This is a genomic window from Campylobacter concisus, assembly GCF_002165815.1.
Taxonomy (GTDB): Bacteria; Campylobacterota; Campylobacteria; order Campylobacterales; family Campylobacteraceae; genus Campylobacter_A; species Campylobacter_A concisus_BH.
This window is the reverse complement of the sequence record NZ_NDYN01000001.1, coordinates 429,955-444,471: the sequence shown is the minus strand read 5'-3', so window position 1 is coordinate 444,471 and position 14,517 is coordinate 429,955. Positions and strand designations below refer to the sequence as shown.

Below are 14,517 nucleotides of genomic sequence, written 5' to 3'. Positions count from 1 at the left end.
ATCTTACTTGCCGCTACCGTCTGGATTTAGACCTTTTAAGATATAGCCATACTCTTTGTCACTAAGATCGTGATTTAAAAACTCTTTATAAAACTCTTTTGTTTTTACTTTCATATCGACATCTTTAAATAGATCTGGTTGGATAGTTTTTGCTGCCCATAAAATTTGAAGTACGTTTTCAGCACCATATCTATCCCAGCTAAATACACCTTTTGGGTTACCGTAAATTTTGCCGTTTTTCACAGCATTTGAGCCAGAGAATGCAGGGTGCTCTTTTATCTTTTTGATCTGTGTGTCTGTGTCATTGCCGCCAACGATGATGATATCAGGATTTGCATTGATGATCTCTTCAGCGCTAACTTCGATCATTGAACCCTCAGTATTGATAGCATTTACACCGCCACCTAGCTTTATCCAAGTGTTTTGGATTGTGTTTGTACCATCAATTTTTAGCAAATTTGCACCACCAAGAAGGTGAAGTACTTTTGGACGTTTAGCATCAGGGATGCTTTTTGTTCTTGCTGTTACAAACTCAGAGTTATCGTGGATTTTATTAGCAAGTTTTTCAGCTTTTTTTCTAGCGTCATCAGTGCCTATAACTTCAGCTGTTGCGTAGATGCTTTTCTCCATATCTGGATAGTCTCTAAAGATCAAATTTACCGCGCTAAAGCCGTTTTTGATAAGCTCGTCTTGGTAGTTTTTGTTAGAAACTATGATAACATCAGGGGCAAGCTTAACAAGCTCTTCGATCTGAAGGTCTTTGCCGTTTAGTGCAGCTGGTAAATTTTTAAGTTTTGGATAGATGTGCTCAAACCACTTGTTGGTTTTGATCAGATCAGTTGTGGCTACAACCTTATCCATACCGCCAAGTGCTAGGATGATCTCGTTGTTTGCATTCCACAGTGCTGCGATCTTCTCAACTTTTCCTGGGACGCTTACTTTTACGCCTTGCATATCGGTGATACTTCTTGCAGAGTCAGCTGCGCTTAGGCTAAGAGCCGCAAAAAGTGAAGCAACAAGGCCTATTTTAGCCACTTTGTGCATGAAATTCATTTGCATATTTTTTCCTTTTTTCGTGTGAAATAGTTTGATTGGTATATTACTGCTATTTACATTAATATTATGTAAAATTTGCATATACATTGTGAAGAATTTGCATATATTGTAAATTCTTATAAAACTAATAGGATAAATTCTCTCCTTCTATTGACATATGTTATTAATCACTATTTTGAAATGAGATAAACTTTCTCCTAAATTTTAAAAAAGGAGAATCAATGCGTGAATACAAAAGATACTGGCTCGCATTTGTTGCTGTGCTGGTAGTTTGCTTTAGTATTTTAGGCTACTATGGCGTTGAGGTTTATAGAAATTCGCCTCCAGTTGTAAATTTTACTGACGAAAATGGCAAGGTCGTAATCGACAAAGAGAGTATCTATAAAGGTCAAGAGGCTTGGCAAAGCATAGGCGGTATGCAGGTTGGCTCTGTTTGGGGACACGGGGCATATCAAGCGCCTGATTGGAGTGCGGACTGGCTTCACAAAGAGCTAGTTGCCTTTTTAGAGATCAAAGCTGATGAAATTTATCATCTAAAATACGCTGATCTAAACGACGAGCAAAAAGCAAATTTAAAGGTTTTGCTCAAAAAAGAGTATAGAGAAAATAGCGTAAAGGACGATAAATTTGTGCTAAGCGCTGATAGGCTAAAGGCAATAAGTCAAGTAGCTAGCGAGTATGCTGCGCTTTTTGGAGATGATCCTAAATTTAAGCCTTTAAGAGAAGCTTATGCGATGAAAGAAAATACGCTTCCAAATGCTAGCGACAGAGCCGATCTTAACAACTTCTTTTTCTGGTCAGCCTGGGCGACAGCGACAAACAGACCTGGTAGCGAGGCAACTTATACAAACAATTGGCCGCACGAACCACTAATCGATAACGTACCAACAAGTGAGAATGTTTTTTGGTCAGTTGCAAGCGTCGTGATACTTCTAGCTGGCATTGGATTACTTGTTTGGTTTAGCTCATTTTATGGCAAAAAAGACGATGAAAAGCTTGAGCCTATCAGTGAAGATCCGCTTAAAAAGCTAAATTTAACACCATCACAAAAGGCGCTTAAAAAGTATCTCTTTGTCACATTAGCTCTTTTTGCGTTTCAAATTTTAATAGGCGGCTTTACAGCTCACTACACAGTCGAAGGACAAGAATTTTATGGCATAAATTTATCAGCCTACATTCCTTATTCGCTTGCTAGAACGTGGCATATACAAGCTAGTATCTTCTGGATAGCGACTGGATTTTTAGCAGCTGGATTATTTTTAGCCCCTATTATAAATGGTGGCAAGGATCCAAAGTTTCAAAAGCTTGGCGTTGATCTGCTATTTTATGCGCTACTTATCCTTGTAGTTGGCAGTTTTGTTGGCGAATACTTAGCTATCGCAAACATTATGCCTATAAATTTAAGCTTCTGGCTTGGACATCAAGGATATGAATACATCGATCTTGGACGTGTTTGGCAGATTATTTTATTTGTCGGTCTTGTCATCTGGATGCTTCTGCTTCTTCGTGGATTTGCAGGCGGGTTTAAAAACAAAGGCGATAAAAATTTACTTGCTATCTTTGCTATGTCGGCGGTTGCGGTTGGCTTGTTTTACGGAGCAGGGCTATTTTATGGTCAAAGAAGTCCGCTTCCAGTGATGGAGTACTGGCGCTGGTGGGTCGTGCATCTTTGGGTTGAGGGCTTTTTTGAGGTATTTGCGACAGCCTCACTTGCCTTTGTCTTTGTTTCTTTGGGTCTTGTCTCAAAAAGATTTGCGACATTTTCAACGCTTGCAAGTGCGTCACTCTTTATGGTAGGTGGGATCCCAGGCACCTTCCATCACCTCTACTTTGCAGGCACTACAACGCCTATAATGGCTATTGGTGCAAGCTTTTCAGCGCTTGAGGTCGTGCCTTTGGTCTTACTTGGAGCTGAGGCGTATGAGCACTACAAACTCCAGTTTGCTCAAAGCTGGGCTAAAACGCTTAAGTGGCCACTTTACTGCTTTATCGCAGTTGCCTTTTGGAATATGCTAGGCGCTGGTGTCTTTGGATTTTTGATAAATCCTCCAATTTCACTATTTTACATCCAAGGACTAAATACAACGCCAGTTCACGGACATGCGGCACTATTTGGTGTTTATGGATTTTTGGCACTTGGCTTTGTTTGGCTTGTGGCTACTTATCTATTTAAAGGACAAGAATTTGATGAAAATCTGATGAAAGTTGGCTTTTGGGGACTAAATGCAGGACTTATGCTAATGATCGTGCTTTCACTACTTCCAATAGGAATTTATCAAGCATTTGCAAGCTTGGAGCAGGGCATGTGGTATGCAAGAAGTGCTGAGCTTTTACAGCAGTCACACTTGCAAAATTTAAGATGGTTAAGGATGCTTGGCGATACGGTTTTGATAATCGGTGGTATCTGCTTCTTTGCTCAGCTTTTAAAATTTATGCTTAATAAAAAGGCTTAAATTTATGGGGGGGGGCGCTTTGCCCCTTTATTTAAGCTATCTTTTCATAAAATAGTGCAAATTTAAAGGATAGAAATGATGACATTTTTAAAGAGAATTTGCGTTACATTTGTCGTGCTTTTGCACCTATTTTTGGCGTTTTTGGTTGATTTTTCATTTCCGCACTACGCAAGCGTGCAGATAACTGGCGGCGACGTAAAACGCATGGACAAAGATGGCATAATAGACGCCAAAAACCCAGCCGACGGCCCTGTAAGAGATGTCTATTTTATCTACACAAAAGATGCGAAAAACGCTGAAAAAGTTATGGCTTATAGAAACGAAGATACGGCGTGGGGCTTTCCATTTTATTTTAAATTTAACTCAGCCGACATCCAAGCCAAGGCTCAAGGCTTTACAAATAGCGATAAAAACGTCACTATCAAATACTATGGATATAGAATTTCTATGCTAAACGAGTTTAGAAACGCGATCTCGATAAAAGATAGCGGCACAAACACCAGCTGGCCTATCGCTAGCTACGTGCTTTACTTTATCTTATTTATCTCGCTCATCATCTGGATAAGAAAGATAAACAAGGCTTTTGCGCCAAAAGTTGAAAATTTAGAGACAAAAAAAGAGGCTCTTTAAATCAGGGGCTTTATCAGCCCTTTTTGTTTATAAGATCAATAAGCCTAACGTCCTCGCTTCTTACGATTAGGCTCTTTGGTAGCTCAAATTTAGCTATTACTTCGCACTCTTTCTCTCTCATCTGCCCATCATCTTTTTCGTGATCATAACCCAAAATATGTAGCAAGCCATGTGTGAAAAGTAGCGCAGTTTCGGCATCTTCGCTGTGATTTAGCTCGGCTGCTTTTTCTTTTACCATATCTTTGTTTATGACTATTGAACCAAGTGGGGCGTGGATGACAAGCTCAAGGGGAAAGCTTAATACGTCAGTGGTTTTATCTATACCACGCTCAGATCTGTTTAGCTCTCTCATCTCATCTTTATTGATAAAAACTAACTCAACTTCACCAGGCGTTAGATGTGAGCAAATTTGATCTAAAATTTCTGGATAACTCTCTTCGCAAAGTATCATTTTTGGCTTGTCCTTAGTAAATTTTTGTATAATTTTAGCAAATTTAAAGGGCAAAATATGAAAAAAGCAGTTTGTATAATGAGCGGCGGTATGGATAGCACACTTTGCGCTGTGATGGCAAAAAGGGCTGGATATGATGTGGTCGCACTTCATTTTGATTACGGACAAAGAACAATGAAACGAGAAAAGCGCGCGTTTGACGAGATATGTGAGCGACTGGGTGTGGTTAAAAAGATAAATTTAGACGTTAGTTTTATCGCTCAAATAGGCGGAAATTCGCTAACGGATAAGAGCCTGCAGATAAGAAAAGATGGCGTTAGCAAGGACGTGCCAAACACCTACGTGCCGTTTAGAAATGGCGTATTTATCTCTATCGCTGCTGCACTTGCCGAAAAAGAGGGGGCGCAGGCGATCTACATAGGCGTGGTCGAGGAGGATAGCTCCGGGTATCCTGACTGCAAAGAGAGCTTTATAAAAAGCATAAATGAGGCGATAAATTTAGGCACTTCGGCTGATTTTTCTTGTGAGATCATCACGCCGCTTGTAAATTTAAGCAAGGCTGATATAGTAGCAAAGTCGCTTGAGCTTGGCTCGCCAGTAGAGCTAACATGGAGCTGCTACGAGAGTGAGGATGAGGCGTGTGGGCTTTGTGATAGCTGCAGACTAAGGCTAAATGGCTTTAAAAAAGCAAACGCCGTTGATAAAATCCCTTATAAAAAGTGAAATTTGCCTTGAAATTTAAAAGCTAGCCACTATAAATTTAGCAACTAGCCTAAAATTTACTCCAAATTTAGCTCGCTTATCTGCTTTGAAAGCTTCTCTTTGTACTCTTTTAGAGAAGTTTTTATGATGTTTGAAAAGTCGTCATTTGTCACCAGAAAATAAAACTCAGAGCGTTTTAGCTCAGTCTTTATCTCTTTGTCTTTGACACTTAAGAGCGTGTCTATATCCATATTTAGCCCAACCTTGCTAAAACCAAGAGCTATATAAGACCAAAATTTATCTATCTTAGCGCTTGCGGTGAGCGTGTTTTCATCGATTAGGCTTTTGTCTTTTACGATCTGGTAGCCATTTTCTATAAAAGCCTCTTCTATGCGCGATCTTAGCACCGAGCTTACGTTTTGGTTGTTTTCTAAGATGACGTTCCACAGCCCTTTGCCATAGCCGTTTCTGGTTCTACCGATGTATTTTTGTTTCTCTTTTGCGCTAACTTCATTTACATTGTGCTTATATAAAGATGGGGTGCTGGCTTGTTTTGGGTCGTTTTCAAAGGCTCTCACATCTTTGACACTTTCGATGTAAATTTTTGTCTTTTTGCTGATGTTTGAAGGTGCTTGCTCATCTGGTAAGCTCACAAATATCCCCTTTGGAGCGCAGCCGCAAAGAGCAAAAGCGACAAATACCACTAGTAGTAAATTTTTCATTTTCATCCTTTAAATAAAATTTAAATGTAAATCGTTTTTTTGTAAATTTTATTAAGTCTTTGTGGTAAATTTTAAATTTATATTTTGATATCCATAATCATAAAACCTTAAATTTAATAACTAAAATTTAAATTTAACTTTTCTTGACTGCTATCAACCAAAATGGCTAGCCATTTAGGATAAAATCCGCTTAAATTTTTAAATTTACAAGGAGAGACGATGAAAGATATGAAGATGTTTTGCCATCAGTGCGAGATGAGCGCTGAGGATGGATGCGGTGCAAAGGGCCAGCCTATGGGCACCTGTGGCAAGAGTGACACGCTAGCACTTTTGCAAGATACGATGGTTTTTGGCTTAAAAGGCCTTAGCGCATACCGCCACCACGCACACGAGCTTGGCGCTGATACTAGCAACGTTGATCGCGTTATGGCTGATACGCTTTATTTTACGCTTACAAACTCAAATTTCAACTTCGATGAGCACATCAAGCAGCTTCTTGAAGTAGGCGGTGCTGGCGTTGAGGTGATGAACCTGCTAAGCGAGGCTCACACAGCTAAATTTGGCATCCCAACACCAGTTAGAGTGAGCCAAAACAAGGTCGAGGGCAAGGCGATTTTGGTAAGTGGCCACAACTTGCACGCCCTAAAAGCGCTACTTGAGGCGACAAAAGATAAAGGCATCAACATCTACACTCACTCAGAGATGCTACCAGCTCACGGATACCCAGAACTACGCAAATATAGCCACCTAAAAGGCAACGTCGGCAAGGCATGGTTTGACCAAACTAAGCTATTTAACGAATTTAAAGGCGCGATACTAATGACAACAAACTGCATCGTGCCACTACGCTCAAACTGCACATATGCTGACAGGCTATTTGGCTACTCGATCGCAGGCACAAACGGCGTAAAACACATCGAAAACGACGACTTCACACCACTTATCGAGTGCGCACTAGCTTGTGGCGACGTTAGTGGCTTTGATAGCGACGAGAACCTAGTAACTGGCGGCCACTACAAGACTATCTTAACTTTAGCCCCTCAAATTTTAGACGCGATAAACACTGGTAAGATCCGCAGATTTTTCGTGATCGCTGGCTGTGACGCGCCTGGCAAAGGACGTGAGTACTATAGAGAGCTAGCTGCTAGCCTTCCAAAAGACTGCGTGATACTTACTTCAAGCTGCGGTAAATTTAGATTTAACGACATCGACTTTGGCAACGTCCCAGGCACCGAGCTACCACGCTACATCGACCTTGGCCAGTGCAACGACAGCAACGGCGCAGTTAAAATAGCCCTTGCTCTAAGCGAGGCAACAGGCATCGCAGTAAATGACTTGCCAGTTTCTATCGTGCTAATGTGGATGGAGCAAAAAGCGGTCATCATCTTGCTAGCGCTATTTAGTCTTGGTATCAAAAACATCAACGTAGGACCTAGCTTGCCTAAATTTTTCAATGAAGAGATCATAAATTTCTTAGTGGATAAATTTAACGTTAGACCAATTAGCGGCGATGCGCAAGCTGATCTAAAATACTTCTTAGGTGAGTAAAAAACTGCCAGGGCTTAGGCTCTGGCTCTAAATTTAAAAGAGTCCGCCTTGCTCTTTGCTTTGACTAAGGCTATCAAGCAGATCTTCTTTTTTGCAAAGCACAAGGGCGTAGACGAAATTTTGTAGCTTCTTTATCTCGTCTAAATTTTCATAAAAAATGGCGTTTTCAACCTTTAGCGTGCTATCTTTTGGCAGGCAAAATTTAAGCTCGCTTTCGCTGAAATTTCGCCTTAGAAATATACTTTCAGTCAAAAATAGCTCCTCGTCTTCTTCAGCTATCACTGCTCTAAAACTGCTACCAAAGCCAACTGGCTTAAAGTCTTTGTCGATAAAGACTGGGTCAAAGTGCGATGAAATCCTGCTTTCTGTCACTTTAAAGCCGATATTGTTTTTCTTAAGATAGCCAAGAAGTCCGCAAAACATCCCAGCAAAAACCCTAGGGATGGATAAATTTTGATAGTATTTGTCATCATAAATGAGCGTTGTAAAAAAGATCGAGCTTGGATTTAGCACGCTTATGTTTGTGTCAGTCCAGGCTGTCTCGTAAAGTAGCGAGAGCCTTTGAAGTATCCTTGTATCGTCGCTAAAAAATGTGTCAAACAAATTTGCATGAAAAATTTTATAAAAAAGCTCAGTTAAATTTTCAGGTATGACGTGGGCATTTTTTTCAAGGTGCGACTTCTCTAAAAGCGCTTTTATGAATGGATTGACCGCGCAAAATTTGATATTTTTGTGGATCGCCTCAAAGCGCATGAGCTTGATGATAGCCGTTTGCAGGCTTGCTACCTTGATAAAGGCTATCTCATCGTCGCTTGGCGTGATATCCTCTTCACTAATGATAGCGTAGGCACCTTGCTTTATCGCAGGTGCAATCTGATCGCTTTGCGTGGCGATGAGAGCGTAGCCTCGTTTTATATTTTTAGCCTCAAACGCGAAGCTAGTCACGCTTGATATGCTTGGGTTGTTTAAAATTTGCCCATTTATTATGTGGGTTAAATTTTCTATCGTCATTTAGCCAACGATCGCGCCGTTTTTGACCTTGCCCTGCGTGCCAAGAAGCGTTAGCGAGCCGTCTGATGCGCTTAGGATCATGCCTTGTGAGACATATTTTTTCATCATCGTTCGCTCTTTTAAATTTGCTAAAACGCAAACTTGCTTGCCCACAAGCGAGTTAGGCTCGTAGTATTTGGCTATGCCTGATAAAATTTGACGTGGCTGCTCCTCGCCAAGATCTATCTTAAATTTAAGCAGCTTCTCACTACCCTCAACTCTCTCGCACTCGAGCACTTCGCCTACTTTTATCACTATTTTGGCAAAGTCATCGATGCTAATGATACCTTCTTCTTTTTTCTCCTCTTTTGGCTCAGCTTTTACCTCTACTTTTGGCCCTTCTTTTAGGTCTCTTGCCTCGCCCATTAGCTCTTTTTCTATCCTTGGGAAGAGTGGCTCAGTAGCTTTTGCTGTAAAATTTGAAATTTCATTTTTTAATACAAGACCTTCATAAGAAGCAGTATCTATGCTAAAGCCAAGCGTATCAGCTATCTTGGCGCAAGTTTTTGGCATAGCTGGGCTAAGCAGTATCGCTACTTTTGCAAGTAAATTTGCACAAAGTGCCACAAGTGCGTTTGCCTCGTCGCTTTTGCCAGCTTTTACAAGCGACCATGGCTCATACTTCGCAACGGCTGCGTTTGCAAGCGTTACGACCTTCCAAAGATCCTCTAAGTAGCGGTTCGTCGCTAAATTTTCTAAATTTTTTATCGCCTCATCAAGATAGCCCTTCGCCTCATCAAGCTCGGCTTTATGAAATTTGATCACATCTTTTGAGTCGATCTTGTAGTCGCTATACTTTGCGCTCATTCCTACTATGCGGCTTAGCAAGTTGCCAAGTCCGTTGCCAAGCTCTGAGTTTATGCGCTCGATTAAGGCTTTTTGGCTGTAGTCACCATCTTGTCCAAATGGCACCTCTCTAAGCAAAAAGTATCTGAAATTTTCAAGTCCATAAGCATTTGCGACCTCTCTTGGGTTTATGACATTGCCCTTGCTTTTGCTCATCTTTTCGCCATCTATCGTCCACCAGCCGTGCGCTGCAACGTGCTTTGGCAGTGGCAAGCCAAGGCTCATCAAAAATGCCGGCCAATAAACTGCGTGAAAACGCAAAATGTCCTTGCCGACAATGTGTGTCGTATGCGGCCAAAAGTCCATTCTAGCGTTATCTCTTGAGTATCCTAGCGTTGTTAGGTAGTTTATGAGTGCGTCAAGCCAGACATACATAACGTGCTTGTCGTCGTTTGCACTCTTTGGTAGCTTTATGCCCCAGTCAAAGCTCGTTCTTGTAACTGAGAGGTCTTTTAGTCCGCCTTTTACAAAGCTTACGACCTCGTTTTTCTTGCCCTTTGGGATGACGCAAAGCTCGTCGTTTTCGTACCATTTTAAAAGCGCGTCTTCGTATTTTGAAAGCTTGAAAAAGTAGCTCTCTTCTTTAACCAAAGATGTCACGCGGCCGCAGTCTGGACAGCGGTTGTCCTCAAGTAGATCTCTTTGGTTAAAAAATGTCTCGCAGCTAACGCAGTAAAAGCCCTCGTATTCGCCCTTGTAGATATCGCCGTTTGCTTGCATCTTTTCAAAGACATTTTGCACGGTTTGCTTGTGCTCTTCGTCGGTTGTCCTTATAAAATGGTCGTAGCTTATCTCAAATTCATCCCAAAGCGATCTAAATTTCGCGCTGATCTCATCAGCATACTCTTTTGGCGTTTTGCCTCTAGCGCGAGCTGCCTGCTCGATCTTTTGACCATGCTCGTCTGTGCCAGTCATGAAGTAGGTCTCTTTGCCTTGCAAGCGGTTAAATCTAGCAAGTGTATCAGCGATGATAGTCGTGTAGGCGTGGCCGATGTGTGGCACGTCATTTACGTAATAAATCGGAGTGGTTATATAAGCTTTTTCTTTCATATTTTTCCTTTAAATTTAAAAATCAAATCCGCCGTCACTGCCGGTGTTGCCTTTTGACATCGAGTTGTAGCAGCTATTTACATACTCTATCCTCGTCTCGCAGTCAAAAAATGCCTCGCAGTTAAAACAGCTTTTGCGCCCTTTTTGCTCTTGACACTCTTGCATGATTTTAGCCTTTTGTTTTAGGGCTAGCTCAAATGCGTCAAGTGGCTCGTTTGCTTGTGCTTCTTGCATTATTTTTGCTCGTAAAATTTATGCAAAAGAGAAATTTCATCACGTGAGCCAAAAAAGCATGGCGTAGTTTGGTGAATTTTTTCTATTTTTATATCAAAGAGTGTTTGGTTTTTGCCATCTGTCGTTGCGCCCTTTGCGTTTTCATATATAAAGGCAAATGGCAACACTTCAAAGACAACCCTTAGCTTGCCATTTGGATGATCGCTCGTTGCTGGGTAGCTAAAAAGACCGCCGCCTTTTAGTAAAATTTGATGCAAGTCGCTCACCATAGCGCCTGAGTATCTTAGTCTGTAGCCCTGGTTAAATAGCTCGTTTATGAAATTTCTATGCGTTTGGCTCCAGCCTTTTTGTGTAGCTCCCGTGGCGTTTAGCTTGCCTTTTTCTTTTAGCTCAAGCTCTTTTACAAATTTAAACTCGCCATCTTTGCCAAGTCTATAAAATTTAGGCAAAGTGCCCTTTTTCTCGGCAATTACTAGCTCAAGTCTTGGACCATAGATGCTGTAAGCTGCGGCTATTAAATTTTCTGGTTTTACCTCGTCTTCGTAGATGCCAAAGATCGAGCCAACGGCGAAATTTACATCAACTAAGCTTGAGCCATCGAGTGGATCGTAAGCGATGATAAATTTAGCATTTTTATTTATCTCAAGCTCGTCCTCTTTCTCTTCGCTAATTAGTGCTTTTACGCATGAAAGCTGCTTAAATTTAGCCGTGATGATCTCATCGCTTTTGACATCAAGCTTTAGCTGGGTGTCGCCAGTTGCGTTTTCGTGAGTTGTGTAGCCAAGATCGGCGTATTTTATGATCTCGCTTATCTCTTTTGCGATATCTTTAATGGTGTTAAAAATTTGGTTTAGTTCTTGCATTATACAGCCTTTGCATTTTTGATTATCCACGCACAAATGGCGTCTATATCGTCTAAATTTAGATTTGTGATCTCGTAGGGGATCTGCTTTTTATAAGTGGCGATCGCATCTGAAAAGCTAAGATAAGCTTCATCGATCTCGCTTCTAAAGACGCTTAGTCTTGGCAGTGGCAGTGTCTTTAGCCCCTCGACTAAGAGCATGTCAAATTCGCCGATCATCCTTATGACCTCGTCTATGCCTTGCGAGCTTTGCGAAAAGTAAGTCGTTCTAGTCGGACTCATCACGACTACGTCAGCTCCTGCCTGAGAAAATTTAAAGCTATCCTTGCCTTCAACGTCAAATTTGGCCTTGTCGCCTGGGTCGTGCTTGACTACAACGACCTTTAGCCCATCATCTATAAATTTTTTTGCGACTTTTAAGATAAGCGTCGTTTTTCCGCTATTTGAAGGGCCAGAAAAAGCAATGGCAAGTCTTTTCATAAGAGCCTTTTTTGTTAAAATTTCTTGCGATTATAGCTCATATTGGCTTTAAAATTTATGAGTGAAATTTAAAAAATAAAATGCTAAAATGCGAAAAAATTTAATATTTTAAGAGTTTTTTATGAGAAAATTTACACTATTTTTTATATTTATTTTGATGATATTTGGTTGTGCTGATCAAAAAGTGATCGTGCATGAGCCACTAAAAAATGAGCTTTTAGCCTACACAAGCAAGAGCGAGATCATCGATGGCACCGATAGAACGCTCATAATCGCAACCTATCTAAATCCAATATATAACTCAAATTTAGACGAGAGTAAAGAGCACTTTTTAGTAGCCATAAACCCAAAAGAGCATGCGCAAAATTTGAGCAATATAAAGGTAAATGGCGACTCAAATGCCACAAGCGCAAGGCTGCTTGATGAAAACGACGAGATGCTTAAATTTGCTGGATTTTCTATGCCTTGGGCGGTCTATTACGAAGTGACCGCACCAAGCAAGCAAAGCGACGATCTCGCGCTTAGTTTCGAAATTTATCAGTCAAAGCCGGTTTTGTTAAATTTTCGAAAAGTTGCGAAATCTTTATACTGGAACCATTAAGCGCCATATAGATCACGTAGTTTGCAAGCACCTTCTTGCCGTAGTTTCTAGTCTCAGCCACAGGGACTAGCTCGATCGATAAAAACGGCTCAAATTTCCCCTCTTTAAACATATCATCTCTTGTGATGACTTTTTTGGTAAATCCGATGCCGCCGTTATACGCGTATGCGGTAAAGAGCGGATGGTAAAGAAATTTATCAAGGTAGTTTAGGTGGTGATTTGCAAATTTAAAGGCGACATCTGTTTTAAAAAGATCGTCTTGGTCAAAATTTGGAATTTTTAGCTCTTTTTTGCCGATCGCATTTGCAAGAAATGGCATAAACTGCATCATGCCAAGGGCGTAAGAGGTAGAAACGACGCTTGGGATAAAGAGGCTCTCTTGCCTAGCAAGTGCGTAGATCATAGACTTTCGCTCAGTGCTGATGCCCTCAAGCTCTGGTGAGCTTGGCATCAAAAAGTACTGCTTCTCCCAGCCATGCGCCTTTTGCATGAAGTATGCGTATGCGCCGATGCTCTCGTTTGTGTAAAATTTCATCGCAAATTCGCTTGCCTGCGTGGCGTTCATATCCTTTGCAAGAGCTGCGGTTTTGTTCCATAAAAATGGATCACTCACATCAAAATTTTCGATATTTTGCTTGCTAGGCCTTGGCACGACGACCTCAAGCGGCTCACCTCCAAAGACATCACGTGCGTAAAGCGAGTAGATATTTGCGTCTTTGCTAAGGCTTAGCTCTTTTAAAAAGCCCTCATTTTTGCTTATCTGATAGAGCCAAAAGGTCGCATTATCCCTTTGCCACGCTCTTTCAAAGGTGTTTTTGGCTCTTGAAAAAAGGCTAAAAGCGATATCGTCTTGACCTAGTAAAATGGCGTTTAGCCCAAGCGTAAATGCGTCGCTCTTTTCGGTGAATGCTGGGTTGATACTTAGTAAATTTCTTCTAAAACCTTCATATTTTTTGTTAAAAACAAGGTCGTTTAGCAAATTTGTAAAGCCCTTTTGCAAGTAGAGCTTGTTCATAAAATTTGCGTCAAAGCTCTCGCTAAAAAGCGTGTTTTTATTTTGCGGGCTTGAAGCGTTAAAAAGCTCTAAAAAGCTCTTTGTATCGTTTAAATTTACAAATGCTTGGGCTGGATTTGCCTCATTTAATGCAAGTAAAATTTTGGCTTTTTCTGGGTTTGTGGCTGCAAGATTGGCCGCTAAAATTTCACGAGTTTGGTTATCAAGCTTTAGGCTAAATGAGATCGTGGTAAGTAAATTTTGGCAGCTTAGGCTCGCTTGCGTGATATTTTTTGCATTTACGCCAGGACACTTGCTAGGAGCTGCTTTTGGCGGTAAAATTTTGTTGATTGATTTTTGAACTAAGCCACTTTTTCTAAAAACGTCGCGTGAAAGCTCAGCTATCTGCTCTTTTGTGTAGCTGCCCTCGTTTATTAAGCGGTTTATATAGTAGTCTTTTGCAAGACTTTTTGGCTCTTTTTTTAACTCCTCGTAGGTGTAAATTTTAGCCAAAAGAGCAACGCAGGCCAGAGAGATGATACTAAAGAGACGCAGCAAAAACAAATAAAAGCCTTATTAAAAATTGATCTATGAGTTGAAGTGCCAAAAGCACGATGAGTGGGGCAAAGTCGATGCCGTTAAATTCTGTTTTTATATAGCGTCTAATGAAGCTATAAACAGGATCAGTCAGTCTGTAAAGTAGCTGCACGACCGGCGAGCTAGGATCAGGCTTGACCCAGCTAACAAGCGCTGCTGCGATGACGATCCACGTATAGACATTGACGATGATGCTTAAGATGTTTGCGATCGCTGTAAATAGTGTCGAAAGTATCATTTT

Annotated in this window: 15 protein-coding genes; 5 read left to right on the top strand and 10 right to left on the bottom strand. The window is 41.0% G+C overall.

Annotation, left to right across the window (positions count from 1 at the left end; genetic code table 11):
- Positions 1–3: 3 nt before the first annotated feature.
- Positions 4–1,059 (bottom strand): ABC transporter substrate-binding protein, encoded by a 1,056-nt coding sequence (locus B9N65_RS02365; RefSeq protein ID WP_087582647.1) that lies wholly within the window; start codon positions 1,057–1,059, stop codon positions 4–6.
- Positions 1,060–1,277: 218 nt separating this feature from the next.
- On the opposite strand from B9N65_RS02365, the gene B9N65_RS02360 reads away from it, so the two are divergent.
- Both B9N65_RS02360 and B9N65_RS02355 read left to right on the top strand, forming a co-directional pair.
- Positions 1,278–3,509 (top strand): nitric-oxide reductase large subunit, encoded by a 2,232-nt coding sequence (locus B9N65_RS02360; protein WP_087582646.1) that lies wholly within the window; start codon positions 1,278–1,280, stop codon positions 3,507–3,509.
- 75 nt (positions 3,510–3,584) lie between these two features.
- Complete coding sequence (locus B9N65_RS02355; RefSeq protein ID WP_087582645.1) at positions 3,585–4,139, top strand: DUF1523 family protein; 555 nt, start codon at positions 3,585–3,587, stop codon at positions 4,137–4,139.
- A 13-nt stretch (positions 4,140–4,152) separates the two neighbouring features.
- On the opposite strand, the gene ybeY is transcribed toward B9N65_RS02355, so the two are convergent.
- Complete coding sequence (ybeY, locus tag B9N65_RS02350; protein WP_087582644.1) at positions 4,153–4,590, bottom strand: rRNA maturation RNase YbeY; 438 nt, start codon at positions 4,588–4,590, stop codon at positions 4,153–4,155.
- Between the two features lie 24 nt (positions 4,591–4,614).
- Here ybeY and queC point away from each other — a divergent pair, with 24 nt between their 5' ends.
- Complete coding sequence (gene queC / locus B9N65_RS02345) at positions 4,615–5,313, top strand: 7-cyano-7-deazaguanine synthase QueC (protein WP_141083829.1); 699 nt, start codon at positions 4,615–4,617, stop codon at positions 5,311–5,313.
- Between the two features lie 56 nt (positions 5,314–5,369).
- On the opposite strand, the gene B9N65_RS02340 is transcribed toward queC, so the two are convergent.
- Positions 5,370–6,014: a flagellar biosynthesis protein gene (locus B9N65_RS02340; protein ID WP_087582642.1), complete on the bottom strand. Its 645-nt coding sequence runs from the start codon at positions 6,012–6,014 to the stop codon at positions 5,370–5,372.
- A 219-nt stretch (positions 6,015–6,233) separates the two neighbouring features.
- Here B9N65_RS02340 and hcp point away from each other — a divergent pair, with 219 nt between their 5' ends.
- Entirely contained in the window at positions 6,234–7,562 is a 1,329-nt protein-coding gene (gene hcp / locus B9N65_RS02335; protein ID WP_087582641.1) for a hydroxylamine reductase, read from the top strand.
- Between the two features lie 33 nt (positions 7,563–7,595).
- On the opposite strand, the gene B9N65_RS02330 is transcribed toward hcp, so the two are convergent.
- The 5 genes from B9N65_RS02330 to mobB are packed head-to-tail and all read right to left on the bottom strand — an operon-like array spanning position 7,596 to position 12,084.
- Positions 7,596–8,573: a ferrochelatase gene (locus B9N65_RS02330; protein ID WP_087582640.1), complete on the bottom strand. Its 978-nt coding sequence runs from the start codon at positions 8,571–8,573 to the stop codon at positions 7,596–7,598.
- Positions 8,574–10,508, bottom strand: a complete 1,935-nt coding sequence (gene metG / locus B9N65_RS02325) for a methionine--tRNA ligase (protein WP_087582639.1) — start codon at positions 10,506–10,508, stop codon at positions 8,574–8,576.
- Between the two features lie 15 nt (positions 10,509–10,523).
- On the bottom strand, positions 10,524–10,742 hold the full coding sequence (locus B9N65_RS02320; protein WP_002940116.1) for a hypothetical protein: 219 nt from the start codon (positions 10,740–10,742) through the stop codon (positions 10,524–10,526).
- On the bottom strand, positions 10,742–11,605 hold the full coding sequence (locus tag B9N65_RS02315; protein ID WP_257638049.1) for a class 1 fructose-bisphosphatase: 864 nt from the start codon (positions 11,603–11,605) through the stop codon (positions 10,742–10,744). The genes B9N65_RS02320 and B9N65_RS02315 overlap by 1 nt, the downstream gene beginning before the upstream one ends.
- Entirely contained in the window at positions 11,605–12,084 is a 480-nt protein-coding gene (gene mobB, locus B9N65_RS02310) for a molybdopterin-guanine dinucleotide biosynthesis protein B (protein WP_072594788.1), read from the bottom strand. The genes B9N65_RS02315 and mobB overlap by 1 nt, the downstream gene beginning before the upstream one ends.
- A gap of 121 nt (positions 12,085–12,205) precedes the next feature.
- Here mobB and B9N65_RS02305 point away from each other — a divergent pair, with 121 nt between their 5' ends.
- Positions 12,206–12,685 carry a hypothetical protein gene (locus B9N65_RS02305; protein WP_035142983.1) on the top strand — a complete coding sequence of 160 codons (480 nt, stop codon included), beginning with the start codon at positions 12,206–12,208 and terminating at the stop codon, positions 12,683–12,685.
- Here the strand turns inward: B9N65_RS02305 and B9N65_RS02300 are convergent.
- On the bottom strand, positions 12,606–14,243 hold the full coding sequence (locus B9N65_RS02300) for a lytic transglycosylase domain-containing protein (protein ID WP_087582638.1): 1,638 nt from the start codon (positions 14,241–14,243) through the stop codon (positions 12,606–12,608). The two genes, B9N65_RS02305 and B9N65_RS02300, sit on opposite strands and share 80 nt — an antisense overlap.
- Complete coding sequence (locus tag B9N65_RS02295; RefSeq protein ID WP_087582637.1) at positions 14,221–14,514, bottom strand: YggT family protein; 294 nt, start codon at positions 14,512–14,514, stop codon at positions 14,221–14,223. The genes B9N65_RS02300 and B9N65_RS02295 overlap by 23 nt, the downstream gene beginning before the upstream one ends.
- Between the last annotated feature and the right edge of the window lie 3 nt (positions 14,515–14,517).

Bases quoted from the DNA above. Each gene is read 5' to 3' on its own strand.
- B9N65_RS02365 (WP_087582647.1), bottom strand. From the start codon at position 1,059: ATGCAAATGAATTTCATGCACAAAGTGGCTAAAATAGGCCTTGTTGCT.
- B9N65_RS02360 (WP_087582646.1), top strand. From the start codon at position 1,278: ATGCGTGAATACAAAAGATACTGGCTCGCATTTGTTGCTGTGCTGGTA.
- B9N65_RS02355 (WP_087582645.1), top strand. From the start codon at position 3,585: ATGATGACATTTTTAAAGAGAATTTGCGTTACATTTGTCGTGCTTTTG.
- ybeY (WP_087582644.1), bottom strand. From the start codon at position 4,590: ATGATACTTTGCGAAGAGAGTTATCCAGAAATTTTAGATCAAATTTGC.
- B9N65_RS02340 (WP_087582642.1), bottom strand. From the start codon at position 6,014: ATGAAAAATTTACTACTAGTGGTATTTGTCGCTTTTGCTCTTTGCGGC.
- hcp (WP_087582641.1), top strand. From the start codon at position 6,234: ATGAAAGATATGAAGATGTTTTGCCATCAGTGCGAGATGAGCGCTGAG.
- B9N65_RS02330 (WP_087582640.1), bottom strand. From the start codon at position 8,573: ATGACGATAGAAAATTTAACCCACATAATAAATGGGCAAATTTTAAAC.
- metG (WP_087582639.1), bottom strand. From the start codon at position 10,508: ATGAAAGAAAAAGCTTATATAACCACTCCGATTTATTACGTAAATGAC.
- B9N65_RS02320 (WP_002940116.1), bottom strand. From the start codon at position 10,742: ATGCAAGAAGCACAAGCAAACGAGCCACTTGACGCATTTGAGCTAGCC.
- B9N65_RS02315 (WP_257638049.1), bottom strand. From the start codon at position 11,605: ATGCAAGAACTAAACCAAATTTTTAACACCATTAAAGATATCGCAAAA.
- mobB (WP_072594788.1), bottom strand. From the start codon at position 12,084: ATGAAAAGACTTGCCATTGCTTTTTCTGGCCCTTCAAATAGCGGAAAA.
- B9N65_RS02305 (WP_035142983.1), top strand. From the start codon at position 12,206: ATGAGAAAATTTACACTATTTTTTATATTTATTTTGATGATATTTGGT.
- B9N65_RS02295 (WP_087582637.1), bottom strand. From the start codon at position 14,514: ATGATACTTTCGACACTATTTACAGCGATCGCAAACATCTTAAGCATC.